Source organism: Streptomyces sp. NPDC090083 (assembly GCF_044747445.1).
GTDB lineage: Bacteria > Actinomycetota > Actinomycetes > Streptomycetales > Streptomycetaceae > Streptomyces.
Map to the genome: position 1 here is coordinate 713,425 of NZ_JBIVED010000004.1, position 14,587 is coordinate 728,011.

Below are 14,587 nucleotides of genomic sequence, written 5' to 3' on the forward strand. Positions count from 1 at the left end.
TCCTCTTCCGCCTATTCGGCGCCGACGCGGCTGCGGACCTGAAAGGGGTAGCCGCGCTGCGAGGTCTCCACGAAGCGGTTGTGGCCGTAGACGTCCCGGCCCGACACCAGGACGTTGCCGAACTTCTCCAGGGACGCGCTGCCGCCGAACTCCTGGAGCGCCGAGGAGTGCGGGTACACCTGGACGGAGGTGGGCAGATACCGGCCGGCGAAACCGAGCCGCATCTGCTTCGACAGACCGGCGTGCGGGTGCGAGGCGTGCATGAGCGTCGACCAGAAGATCACGAACTGTCCCTGCCGCATCACCTGGGAGACGGCGGCGGACTCGTCGGGCCGCCACTCCGGGTCCTTCTGCAACTGCCGGTAGTCGTAGCCGAAGAAGCCCCGGCGTACGCCGTCCTTCTCGCGCCGGTTGATCGCCGTCGGGTCGTAGGTCATGGTCTTCGACTCGTCGTAGTTCATCGTGCGGTGCGAGCCCGGTATGAACTGGAGGCAGCCCGTCTCGACGGTGGCGGGGGTGAAGGCGGTCCACACGGTGACGGTGCCGCCGAATCCGGCGTCCTCGGGCCAGACGATCTGTGGGTGCTTGGAACCGGCGACGTTGGAGAAGTTGTCGGCCTGATGCCAGTCCGTCCCTTCGTCGCCCGGGTACTTCGGGAAGAACTCGCTGCGCCAGCAGAGCGTGTCGGGCCCGAGGACGGAGGAGACCCGGTCGACGATCTCCGGCCGGGTGATGTGCTCGGACAGGAAGTCCACGTCCAGGTGGCGGTCGTAGTTGGCGAGGTTGGTGGTCCCGGAGGCGCTGTTGTCCGAGCTGTAGATGGCCAGGTCGGTGTCGAGGAGATCGGCGCGGAGCCTGCGCAGGTGCTGCTCCATCTCGTCCTCCTCGTACAGGTCGAAGGGACCGAGGTAGCCGTCGCGGCGGAACTGCTCCAGTTCCGTGGCGGACAACGAGAAGTCGGAGGACTGCGGGTTCATGGTGTCTCCAGAGGCGGTACGGGTGGGGGAAGGACGGGCGGGCTTCAGGGACGGGCCGTCCGGCCGGCACCGGAGTGGACGGCTGTGTCGGCGCGCCGCGGGAACAGCTCCAGCAGGTCGGCGGCGATCACGTCCGCCACGGTCGCCAGTGAGTCGTTGATGAAGAAGTGGCCGCCCGGCAGGACGCTCTGGCGGAACGTGCCGTGGGTCTCCATCCGCCACGCGCCCATCCGCTCCGGTGAGGCCGGTCCGTCCTCGGCGCCGGAGAACGCACGGATGGCCATGGGCAGCACCGGCCGGGAGCGGTAGGGCCAGGTCGCCACCGCGGTGAGGTCGGCCCGCAGCGTCGGCAGCAGTAGGTCGAGCAGGTCCGGATCGTCCAGCACGTTCGGTGCGGTGCCGCCGAGATCGCGCAGGTAGGCGACCAGCCGCTCGTCGCTCTCGTTCCAGGCCGGCACCTCGCGCTGCAGATACGGTCCCGGACTGGCCGCGACGAACAGGGCGGAGGGCAGCGGCAGTTCGCGGGTGCGCAGGACGTGCGTGAGGTTGTAGGACACCTGGGCGCCCATGCTGTATCCGAAGAAGGCGTACGGCAGGTCCAGCCGCGGACCGAGCGCTTCGGCCAGCGCTTCCACCAGGGGGCCCATCCGGTCGAAGGGGGTTTCGGCGATCCGGTTCTCGCGGCCGGGCAGCAGCACGGCTTCCACAGCGACGTCGGCCGGCAGGTGATCCGGCAGGTTGCGGAACATGCCCGGTCCGCTGCCGGCGCAGTGCAGGCAGATCAGCCGGCAGCGGGGTGACTCGCCGGGACTCAACCGCCGGAGCCAGCGGTCGCGTCGCCCCGTGCCGGTCACCGCGGCCGATCCGCGGTCGTGGGCAGCAGGCCGGCGGTGAACCGGTCGAGAAGCGCGGCCGGTGCCTCGGTGAACGTGTAGTGCTCGCCCTCCAGCACGTCGAAGACGGTGTCGCCGCAGCGGTCCCAGCCGCCCATGGTCGCGTGCGGGACCTCGAAGTCCCCGCTCCAGCCGAGGGCCGTGAGCGCGACGGGCAGGCGGGGCGGATCGGGCAGGTGGTAGCGCTTGTTGGCCTCGATGTCCTCGCGGAGGATGCCGAGCGTGAGGTCGATCAGGCTCGGCACCGGTTCACCGCCGAGTTGGACCGTCAACTGACCTATTTCCTCGCGCAGTTCGGCGTCCGTCAAGCCGAGGAACCGGCCGCGCGGACCGTCCTGCGGTGCGACCTGCGAGGAGAGGAACAGCCGGGTCGGCAGCCGGTACCCGCGCTCCACGAGGCGTACGGCGGTCTCGTACGCGGCGAGGGCGGCCCCGCAATGGCCGAACAGACCGTAGGGCCGGTCGAGGTAGGGAAGCAGACCGTCGGCCAGGTCGTCCGCCAGCGCCTGGTACGTCTCGTGCGGCCGCTCCCTGATCCGGTTCTCGCGGCCCGGGAGCTGCACCGGGCAGATCTCGACGCCGTCCGCGAACCGCGGCCATCGCCGGTACATGCTCGCTCCGCAGCCGGAGTACGGGACGCAGAACAGCCGGGCGGGCGCGTCGGCGGACGGTTCGCGCAACAGCCACGGGCTGCTGCTCGGGCGCTCTGTCGGCGGGGTGTCGTGCTGGTGTGGTGGGCTCGGCATCGCAACCATTTCCCTGGGTCGAGCGACCGGTCAGTAGCCGACGGGTCCGCGCCGGGCCCGTACCCGTGCGGTGATCGGCAGGTGGGTGTATCCGTGCACGAAGGCGGAGTACAGCCGGCGGGGTGTACCGGATACCTCGAAGGACTCGAAGCGGCTGAGGAGTTCCGCGAACAGCAGGCGCAGCGTGACCTTGGCCACGGTGTGACCGACGCAGAAGTGGGCTCCGGCGCCGAAGGTGATGTGCCGGTTGGGACGGCGCCGGATGTCGAAGGTGAACGGGTCGGTGAAGACGTCTTCGTCGAAGTTGGCCGAGTTCAGCCAGGTGACCAGGGCGTCGCCCTCGCGGATCCGGGTCCCGCGCAGGCGCACGTCGCGGGTCGCGTAGCGGAGGAAGTGGCCGGCGGGCGAGGACCAGCGCAGCGCCTCCTCGGTGCCCCGGACCGTCAGTTCCGGATGGGCGGCCCAGTCCTCGAACACGCCGGTGTCCGTCTGGGTGGCCAGGACGCTGCTGGCGACATGGCCGGTCGTCACGTTGGCACCGAGCAGAAGGCTGTAGCAGTTGGACATGATCTCGCCGGGTGACATCGTGCGGCCGCCGAGGTCGAGGGTCAGCAGAAAGCTGAGCAGGTCGTCGCCGGGGTTCTTCTCCCGTTCGTGGGCGAGGTCCTGGAAGTAGGCGAAGAGTTCGCGATGGGCGGTCTCCAGGGTGGCGACGGGCCCGTCCGCAAGCATGAGCTGGGGGTCGTCCGGCGCCACGCAGGCGCTGGTGAAGCCGGTGAGCGACTCCCAGTCGGCTTCCGGGATGCCCATCAGCACGCCCGTGACGGCCATCGGCAGCAGCGTCATGGCCCGCCCGAAGTCGAAGACGCCGCCGTCGGCGAGCGGTTCGACGAGGCGGGTCACGGTGCCGCGGATACGTTCGCGGTGGGCGTCCACCGACTTCATCGACAGGGCCCGTTGCAGCGGCTCGCGCATCCGGGCGTGCCGGGGCGGGTCGGTGACCGCCATCTGCCGGCCGCCGGCGGGGTCCTCCGTGCCGAGCATGCGCAGGAGGTTGCCGCGCTCGGAGGTGAACGCCGTGTGGTCGCGCAGGACGCGGTCGCAGTCGCGGTACTTGGTCAGCGACCAGTAGTCCCGGCCGGACTCGGTCGTGCGGCGGTCGACAGGGCGGTGCCGGCGCAGTTCGCGCCATACGGCGTGGGCCTCGCGGCCGTCGTCGGTGTGCAGGGCCGGATCCGCGGGGTCCAGCCGCCCGGCGTGTGCCGGGCAGCCGGTCACCACCGCGGCCGGTGCACTCACTGACCGAGCTCCTTGGCGAACTCGGCGACGGTCGGCCGCAGGTAGAACTGCCGGGCGGGGACGTCGATGTCGTGGGACCGCTTGAGGGTGGCGAGGACCTCCGCGACCGTGAGGGAGTGTCCGCCGAGGTCGAAGAAGTTGTCGTCGACCCCGATCGGGTCGATCTCCAGAACCGACCCCCACAGCTGCGCGAGCCGGCGCTCCATCTCGGTGCGCGGGGCCACGAACGGGGTGCGCACGGTACGGGAGCCGAGGGACGGTTCGGGCAGCCGACGGCGGTCCACCTTTCCGTTGGGGCTCAGCGGCAGTTCGGCGCTGACCAGGACGGCCGACGGCACCAGATAGGGCGGCAGGGTGGCGCGCAGCCTCTCGCGCAGCAGAGCGCCGAGGCCGTCGCCGCCCTCCGCTGCCCGGTCCCCGACGCCGGACGAGGGCACCACGTGGGCGATGAGCCGTTTGCCGCCGGTCTCGTCCGGCTGCGCGACGACGACGGCGTCGCGCACCTCGTCGAACGCCTTCAACTCGGCCGCCACCTGGACGGGTTCGACCCGGTAGCCACGGATCTTCACCTGGTCGTCGATCCGGCCCACGAACTCCAGGTCGCCGTCCGTGTTCCAGCGGGCCAGGTCCCCGGTCCGGTACATCCGGGCTCCCGGCACTCCCGAGAACGTGTCCGGCACGAACCGTTCCGCGGTGGCAGCCGGGCGGTTGGCATAGCCCTGGGCGAGGCCGTCCCCGGCCGCGTACAGCTCACCGCGCACACCGGGCGGCACCGGGCGCAGCAGGCTGTCGAGGACGGCGACACGGGTGCCGGTGACGGGGCGTCCGATGGGGACGGCGTCCGTCCCGGCGAGGTCCCGGCCGGTCCAGCAGGTCGTGAACGTCGTGTTCTCGGTGGGCCCGTAGGCGTGGGTGAACGTCAGGTCCGGGTGGGCGTCCAGGAGTCGGCGCAGATGGTCCGGCGACATGACCTCACCGCCCGCCATCAGGTGCCGCAGGCCGGCGAAGGCGTCCAGATGATTGCTGACGAGCTGGTGGAACAGACCGGTCGTCAGGAACAGGACGCTGACCCGCTCGCGGCGCAGTACGTCGCCGAGCTGTCCGACCTCCAGCGTCCCCTCCGGCGCGACGGCGAGCCTGCAGCCGTGCACCAGGGGTGCCCAGATCTCCAGGGTCGAGGCGTCGAACGCCACCGGGGCCAGTTGCAGGAAGACGTCCTCGGGCCTGATGTCCATCCAGTTCGGTTCGCGCACCAGGCGCGACACGGCCCGGTGGGACACCGCGACACCACGCGGTTCACCGGTGGACCCGGAGGTGAAGCTGACGTACGCGACCGCGTCCGGGTCCTGTGCCACCGGGGTCTTCGGTATGCCGGCCCGGTCCGTGTCCTGCGCGGCCGGATCGATCACGGGAAGGCCCGCCGGGGCACGGTCGGCCAGGTCGCTCCCGGCCACCAGGAGGTGGGCGCCCGCGGCGCGGACGAGCCGCGCGTGGCGCTCGGGCGGGTCCTGCGGGTCGAGAACCAGGTAGGCCCCGCCGGTCTTGAGGATGCCGAGCAGGGTGACGACCAGTTCCGGGGAGCGTTGCTGGAGCACGGCGGCCAGCCGGTGCGGGCCGAGCCCGGCCGCGCGCAGCTGTCCGGCCAGTCCGTCGGCCCGCGCGTCGAGTTCTCCGTAGGACAGCGTCCGATCGCCCCGGCCGACGGCCGGCGCGTCGGGTGTGGCGGCGGCACGCTCGGCCACCAGTTCGTGCACACAGCGGGCCGGTGGCGGTGTCCGGTCACCGTGGCCGAGTAACGCGAGACCGGGGCCCTCCGCCTCCGTCACCAGGTCCAGGGCCGAGATCCGGCGGTCGGGGTCGTGGGCAGCGCTCAGTGACGCGGCGCGCGCGGCGGCCTCGATGCCCGGGGCGCGGGCACCGTGGACGAGCAGTGCCGTGGTGTCGCCCTCGTGCAGCAGCAGGTGGTCGGCGTCCGTTCCGCCTGCTGGCGTCCCGGGTTCGTCGCCGGCATCGGAGGCCGGGACGGCCGGGAGGTCGGCCAGGGCTGCCGCCGCCCGCTCGGTCAGCTCGCGGAACGCGGGGTCGTCGCCCAGCGCCAGGGTGACGGTGCCGGAGGTGACCGCGGCGTCGCCGCGGACACGGCAGGAGACAGCCACGTCGTCTTGGCCGGTGTGCCGGTGGATCACCGCGGCGAAGGCGGCCAGGGCCTGCGGCGCTGTCACGGTCTGCGGTGCTTCCGTCCTGCTCATCAGTTCGGTCATGGCCGTCCTTGTGGAGGGGTCGAGGGAGCAGATCAGGGGTTTCGGCCTCCGGGCAGGCGGCTCAGATGCCGTTCTTCACCATCGCCGGAATATGCCGGTCGGCAGTGCTTGGATTTCTTTTCTACAGGCCTCTCACAGGAGCGTCAATCGCCACCCAATGAGAGAGGGATCGGAATTTCGCAGGTGGACCGTCAGAATTCTGTTGAAGCACGTCCTCACAGGTGAGGAGGCATGTCATGCAATTCTTGCAGGCTGCGGAGTGAATTGAATGGGCAGCGAGGTGACACCGTAGAACGATGTGATGTCGGGAAACCAAGTAACGGCATCCCGGTCGCTCACCCGGTAATCGGGAATCCGCGTCAGCACTTCTTCCAGCATTACCGTGAAGAGTGCGCGTACGAGCGAGGCGCCCAGGCAGTAGTGCGGGCCGGCGCCGAACGCCAGATGGCCCGCGGTGTCCCGGTCGAGGTCGACGGTGTCGGGGTGGGGGAAGACCGCCTCGTCCCGGTTGGCCGAGGCCCAGCTGACGAAGACCCGCTCACCGGCCCGCAGCGTGCGCCCGCCCAGCTCGGTGTCCTCGCCCGCGGTCCGGCTGGTGCCCTGCACCGGTGACATCCACCGGGCGTACTCCTCCGCGGCACGCGGGACGAGGGAGGGGTCGGCGATCAGACGGTCCCTCAGCCGAGGATGCTCCGCCAGGTGCAGGAGAGCCGTCGCGGTCAGGGAGGACACCGGGTCGATGCCCAGGAGGATCAGGTACAGCATCGACAGGATGTCCTCGTCGGACACCGGCTCGCCGTCCACCGTGGCCTCGATGAGGGCCGGCAGGACGCTGCGGTCCGCGCTGTCGCTGCCGTGTTCCTGGCGGACGTCCAGCTCCTCCACCAGGGCCATCGTGATCTGCTGGGCGTGCGCGCGGGCTCCCGGCAGATCGTGCGGTGCGGCCAGCAGCGCCCGGTGGACCAGCGAGTCCATCTCGAACCAGCGGTCGTCGGGCAGGCCCAGGTCGCGCATGGTGACGATGCCCGGTACGCGCAGCGTCAGCGCGGTGACGAGGTCGCCGGTGCCCTGGGAGATCACGGCGTCCAGGCTCTCCCGGGCCAACCGCCGGAACTCCGGCATCCGCGCGCGGACCCGGCCGGCCGAGTAGAAGGAGGAGAGCAGCTTGCGGTACTTCAGGTTGCGCGGCGGGTCCGCCTCCAGCGGCACGAGCCTGCCGGTCTGTCCCAGCGGAGGGATCGTCACCCCCTGGATGGTCCCGTCGGGCAGGAGGTGCCCGGTGCGGAAGACTCCCTCGCGTCCCGCACGTGACGCCTCCGCGTGGCCGGCCGCGACCCAGAAGCCGCCCCAGGCCTCGCTCCAGGACACGGGGCACCGGGACCGCAGACGGGCGTAGGCGGGAAAGGGGTCCTCGGCCAGGGCGGGGTCGTGGCTGTCGAAGTCCCCGGTGCGTTCGGTGTCTTCCACGTGTGCGGTGCCGGAGGCCGTCGTCGCGGGCACCCGTGGGCCGCCCGTGCTGCCGGTCCCGGTCTCGCCGCCGTAGGGGCATCCGCCGCCCGCCGCTTCCACGGAACGGTTCTCCGCGTCCGGCCGGTCGTGCCGCGGCGACCTGGTCGGGTCGTTCACGTCCACCACTTGTCCACCTTCCCCTCGGTCCTGAGCGCAGCGCCGTGGGCGTTGCCAGGGCCCGCCTCCCGCATCGGGGCATCGACGGCGTCGCACGGGATCGGCGAAGCTCCGGGAGGCGGGCCCTGGACATCTGCGACGGCCGGTGACGGCCATCGGTCCGGTCGTCGTCAGGTCCAGCTGACGACCGTCCGGGGGTCGGTGAACCCCATGATGAAGGACACGGTCGTACGGTTGCCGGTGTTGGCGTCCACCGCGTGCACGAAGGCACCGTTGAAGGCGTAGACGTCGCCCTCCCGGATGTCCAGGCGCAGTTCCTCGAAGTCCGCGAGCGCCTCGGCCGGGTAGGGAAGGCCCGTCAGTTCGATGCCGAGGGAGCGCCGGGTCGCGTCGTCGGGACGGATGTTCCAGATCACCAGGCGTCCACCGGCACTGTGTTCGGTGCACATGTTCACCGCGCAGATCTGGTGGTTCAGGACCTGCTGGATCTCGAAGCCGGCCTGGCGCGGGTCCTTGCACTGTGCTTCGTCCTCGTGCGGGTCGAGGGAGAAGTCGCCTGCCTTGTCCCAGGCGCGGATCAGCGCGGCGCACGCCGGGCGGCCGTTCATCCGCGCCAGGCGCAGGGACGCCCCCTCCTGCCGCAGTGCCGCGTCCACACCCGCGCGGAAGAAGTGCCAGGGCGAACCCGGGGCGTCGATCACCCCCCGGACGTGGTCGGCGACCTCGGCGGACTCCTCGAGGTAGGTGTCGGCGTGCTTGTTCCAGTGGTAGGCGCCGACGTAGTGCGAGGGTTCGCCCTCGCGGTGCTGCCGGGCAGGACTGGCCCAGAACCGCTGGGTCAGGTCCTTGCGCGCCGCCGGAGGGATGACGTCCCGGAAGATCACTCCCAGTCTGCGGCCGTGGAGGACGTCCAGAACGAGCTCGTAGTCCAGTTCGCCGCGCTCCTCGAAGCGGAAGAACTCCGGATCGGCCTGCTGTCCGCTCAGCCGTACCTTGCTCTGCTGCATCGGTTCTCTCTCTTTCACACGTACACCACTGCTGTCACGGGGACGGGGAGGCGGCCGGGGCGCGGGCTGCGGCTCAGGGCCGCGGCACCCGTCGGGTCACGAAGGTCTCCCCCACCACGTAGCCGTCCAGGTCGTGCTGCTCGCCGTAGCGGATGAGGTCGCTGGTGCGGTTGATGAAGCCGCGGCCGGAGTAGTTCAGCGAGGTGTTGCACAGCACGCTGAATCCGGTCACGTCACGGAAGGAGGTGAGCAGCGCGGCGATGGCCGGGTTCTGCTCAGGGGTCACCGTCTGGGCGCGGGCCGTGCCGTCCACGTGGGTGACGGCCTTGAGGGCCTCGGAGCGGACCGTGCTGAAGTAGAGCATGTAGGGGTCCGGGACGGAGCCCTCGAACCACTGCCCGGCGTCCTCCTCCAGGCAGATGGGCGCGATGGGGCGGTATCCCTCACGCTGCTTGATCTTGTTCAGCCGGGCGGTGGTCTCCTCGCTGAAGGGCGCGGCCAGGATCGACCGGTTGCCCAGCGCCCTGGGACCCATCTCCCAGCGTCCCCGGGCCCAGCCGATGATGCCGCCGTCCGCGATGAACCGCGCCACCTCGGCGTAGTCGAGCGGTCGGGTCTCGTACTGCTCCGGGTCGAAGGAGACGTCCTCGACGAAGGCGTCGCCCGCGTAGACGTCCCACTCGATCTTCGCCGTGCCCGTGTAGTGCAGCTGCGCGTCGATGGCGGTGCCCAGCGAGGAGCCGCTGTCGTTCGGGCACGGCGGTACGAACACCTCGGGGAACAGGCCGCATTCGGCCCAGCGCCGGTTCCACTCGCAGTTGAGCCCGCAGCCGCCCGAGATGAGCAGCGGCAGTCCCTCGGTCAGGTGTTCCTCGGCGTAGGCGTGGAACCGGTCGAAGAGAGCGTCGGAGAACTTCGCCGCGAGGTCCTTGTACTCCTGCGACTCGACGCCGATGTTCCGGAACGGGGTCCAGCCCATCTCGTCCTTGCCCAGGGTGGTGATGATGCGTTCCTGCGCCAGCAGGAAGTCGATCAGCTCGCGCTCCTCGGCGGTGGTCGCGGTGCGCCGGGCGAATCCGGTCAGGGCCATCTGCTTGCCGGCGTCCTGGAGCCTGAGGACACCCTTGTTGGCGGTGAATCCCCGGTCGGCCAGCGCGAAGAGGTAGGCGTACTTGTTGCCCGGATCGGACAGGACGTGCCGCAGGTGGGTGACGCCGCCGCCCTCGTCGATCCGGTAGAAGGAGCCGATGTTGCCCTCCCACACGAGGCAGTAGTACGGCTGCCCCGCGGGGAAGGGCGAGAGCCCGTGGGCGGTCATGATGTGCGAGCGTTCGTGGGTGGAGGAGAAGACCCGGACGTCCTTGCCGAAGAACCGGCCCGGCTCATCGGACACCGACCCTTCGCCGACACCGAAGTAGCCGGTCCTCGACGGGGGTTCGTCGGAATACGTGCCCTTCACCCAGCCGCCGACCGCCACCACGTCGGGCAGCCGGTCCAGCCGCTCGACCGCGGCGAGCAGCACCTCCGCGGTCAGCGAGTCGTAGCGCGGGAAGGAGTCCTTCTCGGCCTCCAGCGAGAACAGCAGGCGGCCGTCGTCGATCGCCGTGACCGCGCTGTCGTGTCCTTCTTTGAACGACAGGATCAGCATCTTCCTGCACTCCTTCCGCCGGCCGGTCCGTCGGACGGCCGCTCTGGGGTGACGCCGTCGGCCAGCAGCCGCAGCAGTTTCTCGGGACCCTCGATGAAGCCGTAGTGGCCGCCGTCGAGGACGACCTGGTCGGTGTCGCCGCACGCGGCCCAGCCGGTCATGCGTTCCGGTTCCATCCCGACGTCACCGCTCCAGCCGATCGAGGTGATCGGGCACGGCAGCGACGGCGGGTCGGGCAGGTGGTAGCGGCGGTTGACCTCGATGTCCGCGCGCAGCACACCCAGCGTCATCGCGACGAACGTGGGCAGCGGATTCCCGCCCAACTGCACGATCAGGCCGCGCAGTTCCTCGGTGAGTTCCTCGTCGTCCATCTGGAGGTGGCGGCCGTACGGCCCGTCCTGGGGGGCCACCTCGGACGAGACGTACAGACGCGCGGGCGGACGTGCCCCGCGGCCGACGGCCTGGAGGGCGGTCTCGTAGGAGGCGAGTGCCGCACTGCAGTGGCCGAACAGCCCGTAGGGACGGTCCAGATGGGGTTCCAGGACCTCGGCCAGCGTGCGGCCCAGTTCCTGGTACGTCTCGAACGGCTTCTCGCGCAGCCGGTTCTCCCGCCCCGGCAACTGCACCGGCACGAAGTTGACGCCCTGGTACTCGGTGGGCCACTGGCGGTACATCGACGCGCCGCAGCCGGAGTAGGGCAGCAGGAACACCCGGGCGGGCGCGTCGGGGAGGGGATCTCGCAGGAACCATCGTGGGGGTCGACCGGCGGTGGGCATCGGCTGGCGGACCTCGCCTTCGGTGAGGGTGGACGGCCGCCCGCCGACGGGCGGCCTCGGGTCAGTAGGCGGCCCGGCGGACCTTCGGCCGGGGACGGGCGGTGATCGGCATCTCGGTCCACCCGTAGATCGTGTTGGAGTACAGGCGCTTGCCCGGGCCGACCGGGACGATGTCGCTGAACCGGCTGAACAGCTCGGCGAAGAACAGCCGCAGCGTCACCTTGGCCACGGTGTGGCCGACGCAGTAGTGCGGGCCGATCCCGAACGCGAGGTGCTTGTTGGGGCGCCGGGCGACGTCGAAGACGAAGGGGTCGGCGAAGACGTCCTCGTCACGGTTGGCGGAGGGCAGCCACACCGCCACCGCGTCACCGGCCGCCACCCGCGTGCCGTTCAGGGTCACGTCCCGGGTGGCGTAGCGGATGAAGTGCGTGGTGGGCGTGGCCCAGCGCAGCGCCTCGTCGACCCCGCTGACGAGCAGGTCCGGCCGGTCGGCCCAGTGGTCGAGCGCCGGGGTGCCCATCAGCTCGGCGAGGGTGCTCACGGGGACCTGCGCGGTGGTCACGTTGGCGCCGAGCAGCAGGCTGTAGCAGTTGGAGATGACCTCGCCGGCGGTCAGCGGGCGGCCGTCGATCTCCATCCGCAGGAGCAGGCTGATCAGGTCGTCGCCCGGGTGGGCGCGTCGCTCGTGGACCATCTCGTGGAAGTAGGCGAACAGGCCGCGGTGCGCCATGTTGAGCACCCGGTCGATGCCCCGCTCGTCCCGGTAGCGCGGGTCCTCCGGTGCCACGGACGCGGTGGTGAGGTCCACCAGCCGGTCCCAGTCCCCCTTCGGCAGTCCCATCAGGACGCCGGCCACGGCCATCGGCAGCCGATTCGCGTGGGCCGCGAGGTCGTAGGACCCTCCGTCGGCCAGCGGTGCCAGCAGGTCGGTGACCACCGTCCGGATCTGCTCGCGCCGTTCCATGGTCGGTTTGACGGCCAGTGCCCGCTGCAACGGTTCGCGCAGGGAGGTGTGGCGCGGCGGGTCCGTGGCCGCCATCTGGTGACCGCCGGCCGGGTCGCCGCGGCCCAGCAGGTACAGCAGGGTGCCGCGCTGCGAGGTGAACGTCGCGTGATCGCGCAGTACGTGATCCACGTCGGCGTACCGGGTGGCCGACCAGTACGGGTGGCCGTCCTTCTCATGCAGGGTGACGGGTGCCGTACGGCGGAGTTCGGTCCATACGGCGTGCGGATCCCGGTCGCTGTAGAGCCCCGGGTCGGCCAGGTCGGCGAGCGGTTCCCCGGCCCCGCCGGCCTGGTGGGCCGGGCATCCGGTGGCGATCGGCGGCACCTGCGCCTGGTGCGGTGAGACGGTCACGGTCGTTTCTCCCGTCCGGCCAGGGCCTCGCCCACGGCCTCGCCCAACTCGGCCACGGTGGAACGCAGATACAGCGCGGTGGCCGGTATCTCGACGCCCAGCTCCTGGTGCATGACGTCCAGCAGTTCGGCGGCCAGCAGGGAATGGCCGCCCAGGTCGAAGAAGTCGTCCTCGATGCCCACGGGCGCGGTGTCCAGCAGCGCGCTCCACAGCTCGGTCAGGCGTCGCTGGAGCGGTGTGAGCGGAGCGATGTACGCGTTGGACACGGTGCGCGGCCGGGGCCCTCTGCCGGTCAGGGCGTCCCGGTCGACCTTGCCGTGCGCGGTGACCGGCAGCGTGGTGTGGACCAGCACGGCGTCGGGGACGGCGTACGCCGGAAGTCCGGCGGCCAGGTCCGCGCGCAGCCGTGGCCCGAGTTCTGTGTCCGCCGTGTCGCCGGGTACGACGTGGGCGACCAGCCGGGTGTGCCCCGCGTCATCGCGTTCCACCACCACGACCGCCCGGTCGACTCCGGGCTGCCGGACCAGGGCGGCCTCGACCGCGCCGGGTTCCACCCGGTATCCGCGCACCTTGACCTGCCGGTCGGTGCGCCCGGCGAACTCCAGCTCGCCGTCCGCCGGCAGCCGGGCCAGGTCTCCGGTCCGGTACATGCGCGAGCCGGGTGGGCCGAACGGACAGGGCAGGAAGCGCTCCGCCGTGGCGGCGGGCCGTCCCAGGTAGCCGCGGGCCAGTCCCTCGCCCCAGGTGTAGATCTCGCCGGTGCCGCCGGCCGCCACGGGGTCCATGGCGTCGTCGAGCACGGCGACGGCGGTACCGCTGACGGCCCTCCCGAGGGGAACGGGTCCCGGTGGCGGGGTCCCGGTGGTGGTCCACCGGGTCGTGAACGTGGTGTTCTCGGTCGGCCCGTAGCCGTTGGTGAACGTCAGGGCGGGCCACGCCCGAAGGAGCCGGGTGACGAGCGCCGGAGAGGCCACGTCACCGCCGGTCACGACGTGCCGCAGCCCCGCGAAGACGGACAGCCGGCTCTCGATCAGCCGGTGCAGCAGGCCTGTCGCCAGATTGACCACCGTCACCTCGTGACCGGTGACGGTCGCGGCGAGGGCGTCGAGGTCGATCGGCCCGCCACCGGGGTGGACCACGAGCCGGCACCCGGCGCACAGGGCGCCGAAGATCTCCAGCGTGGACGCGTCGAAGGACACCGAGGAGACCTGGAGGACGACGTCCTGCGGCGTCAGCCGCAGCCAGTCCTGGAGCACCGCGAGACGGTGGACTCCGCGGTGGGTGACGCCCACGCCCTTGGGTGCGCCGGTGGAGCCCGACGTGTAGCAGACGTAGGCCAGGTCGTCGGCCGTCCGGGCACCGTGGGCCGCGGGCCGGGCGTCGCCGGTCCCAGCAGCGGGCGGATCGTTCTCCGCCGGTCCGGTGCCGCCGGGTGCCGTGCCGGATGTCAGGATCTCCAGCGTGCCGGGCAGTCGGCCGGCGAGGTCCGGGGTCGTCACCGCCAGCCGCGCCCCGGCGTCGGCGGCCAGTTCGGCCAGCCGCGGGTCCGGGTCGGTGGTGCTCAGCGCCAGATAGGCGCAGCCCGCCTTGAGGATGCCGAGCAGTGTCACGACCAGCTCGGTCGAACGGTCCATGAGGACGGCGATGACGGCGTTCTCGCCGTGCACGCGGGCCCGCAGGCCGGCGGCCAGCCGCTCGGCCTCGGCGTCGAGTCGGCGGTAGGTGAGCGTGCGCCCGCCACAGGTCACGGCCGGGGCGTCCGGGCGGCTGCGGGCGTGCCCGGCGATCAGTTCGTGGAGCAGCACCCCGTCGTCGCCGGCCGTGTGCGGGCCGGGGCGACCGGACACGGAGTGCGACTCCGTAGGGGCATCGGCCACAGTGCTGTCGATCAACTCCAGACCACCTCTCAGCCTCGGAGGAGCGGGTCCGTCCGTGGGACGGCGTGATGCCGTTCCCGTGGATCCGGCTTCCGCGGAACGACACTAGGCGCCGCCGCC

11 protein-coding genes are annotated in these 14,587 nt (G+C 71.3%); all 11 read right to left on the bottom strand.

All coding sequences use genetic code 11. The features are described 5' to 3' along the window. Positions 1-11: 11 nt before the first annotated feature. Entirely contained in the window at positions 12-977 is a 966-nt protein-coding gene (locus ACIPTO_RS18435) for a chlorinating enzyme (protein WP_401193241.1), read from the bottom strand. A gap of 44 nt (positions 978-1,021) precedes the next feature. Further along, the gene (locus ACIPTO_RS18440) at positions 1,022-1,831 is read right to left on the bottom strand and encodes a thioesterase II family protein (protein ID WP_401193243.1); all 810 of its coding nucleotides are present in this window, start codon (positions 1,829-1,831) and stop codon (positions 1,022-1,024) included. Continuing rightward, positions 1,828-2,616: a thioesterase domain-containing protein gene (locus tag ACIPTO_RS18445; protein ID WP_366317491.1), complete on the bottom strand. Its 789-nt coding sequence runs from the start codon at positions 2,614-2,616 to the stop codon at positions 1,828-1,830. Before ACIPTO_RS18445 ends, ACIPTO_RS18440 begins: the two co-directional genes overlap by 4 nt. Before the next feature lie 30 nt (positions 2,617-2,646). Continuing rightward, positions 2,647-3,915: a cytochrome P450 gene (locus ACIPTO_RS18450; protein WP_401193246.1), complete on the bottom strand. Its 1,269-nt coding sequence runs from the start codon at positions 3,913-3,915 to the stop codon at positions 2,647-2,649. Next, a complete protein-coding gene (locus tag ACIPTO_RS18455) occupies positions 3,912-6,176 on the bottom strand; it encodes an amino acid adenylation domain-containing protein (RefSeq protein ID WP_401193248.1) in 2,265 nt (754 codons plus the stop codon). The genes ACIPTO_RS18450 and ACIPTO_RS18455 overlap by 4 nt, the downstream gene beginning before the upstream one ends. Before the next feature lie 234 nt (positions 6,177-6,410). Beyond that, on the bottom strand, positions 6,411-7,811 hold the full coding sequence (locus tag ACIPTO_RS18460; protein ID WP_401193251.1) for a cytochrome P450: 1,401 nt from the start codon (positions 7,809-7,811) through the stop codon (positions 6,411-6,413). A 161-nt stretch (positions 7,812-7,972) separates the two neighbouring features. Then, a complete protein-coding gene (locus tag ACIPTO_RS18465; RefSeq protein WP_401193253.1) occupies positions 7,973-8,809 on the bottom strand; it encodes a hypothetical protein in 837 nt (278 codons plus the stop codon). A gap of 73 nt (positions 8,810-8,882) precedes the next feature. After that, positions 8,883-10,457 carry a carbamoyltransferase C-terminal domain-containing protein gene (locus ACIPTO_RS18470; RefSeq protein WP_366317481.1) on the bottom strand — a complete coding sequence of 525 codons (1,575 nt, stop codon included), beginning with the start codon at positions 10,455-10,457 and terminating at the stop codon, positions 8,883-8,885. Continuing rightward, positions 10,451-11,233 (bottom strand): thioesterase II family protein, encoded by a 783-nt coding sequence (locus tag ACIPTO_RS18475; protein WP_401193256.1) that lies wholly within the window; start codon positions 11,231-11,233, stop codon positions 10,451-10,453. Before ACIPTO_RS18475 ends, ACIPTO_RS18470 begins: the two co-directional genes overlap by 7 nt. 61 nt (positions 11,234-11,294) lie before the next feature. After that, positions 11,295-12,590, bottom strand: a complete 1,296-nt coding sequence (locus tag ACIPTO_RS18480) for a cytochrome P450 (protein ID WP_401193259.1) — start codon at positions 12,588-12,590, stop codon at positions 11,295-11,297. Further along, a complete protein-coding gene (locus tag ACIPTO_RS18485) occupies positions 12,587-14,437 on the bottom strand; it encodes an amino acid adenylation domain-containing protein (protein WP_401193261.1) in 1,851 nt (616 codons plus the stop codon). The genes ACIPTO_RS18480 and ACIPTO_RS18485 overlap by 4 nt, the downstream gene beginning before the upstream one ends. Between the last annotated feature and the right edge of the window lie 150 nt (positions 14,438-14,587).

Bases quoted from the DNA above. Each gene is read 5' to 3' on its own strand.
- ACIPTO_RS18470 (WP_366317481.1), bottom strand. From the start codon at position 10,457: ATGCTGATCCTGTCGTTCAAAGAAGGACACGACAGCGCGGTCACGGCG.
- ACIPTO_RS18465 (WP_401193253.1), bottom strand. From the start codon at position 8,809: ATGCAGCAGAGCAAGGTACGGCTGAGCGGACAGCAGGCCGATCCGGAG.
- ACIPTO_RS18455 (WP_401193248.1), bottom strand. From the start codon at position 6,176: ATGACCGAACTGATGAGCAGGACGGAAGCACCGCAGACCGTGACAGCG.
- ACIPTO_RS18435 (WP_401193241.1), bottom strand. From the start codon at position 977: ATGAACCCGCAGTCCTCCGACTTCTCGTTGTCCGCCACGGAACTGGAG.
- ACIPTO_RS18445 (WP_366317491.1), bottom strand. From the start codon at position 2,616: ATGCCGAGCCCACCACACCAGCACGACACCCCGCCGACAGAGCGCCCG.
- ACIPTO_RS18475 (WP_401193256.1), bottom strand. From the start codon at position 11,233: ATGCCCACCGCCGGTCGACCCCCACGATGGTTCCTGCGAGATCCCCTC.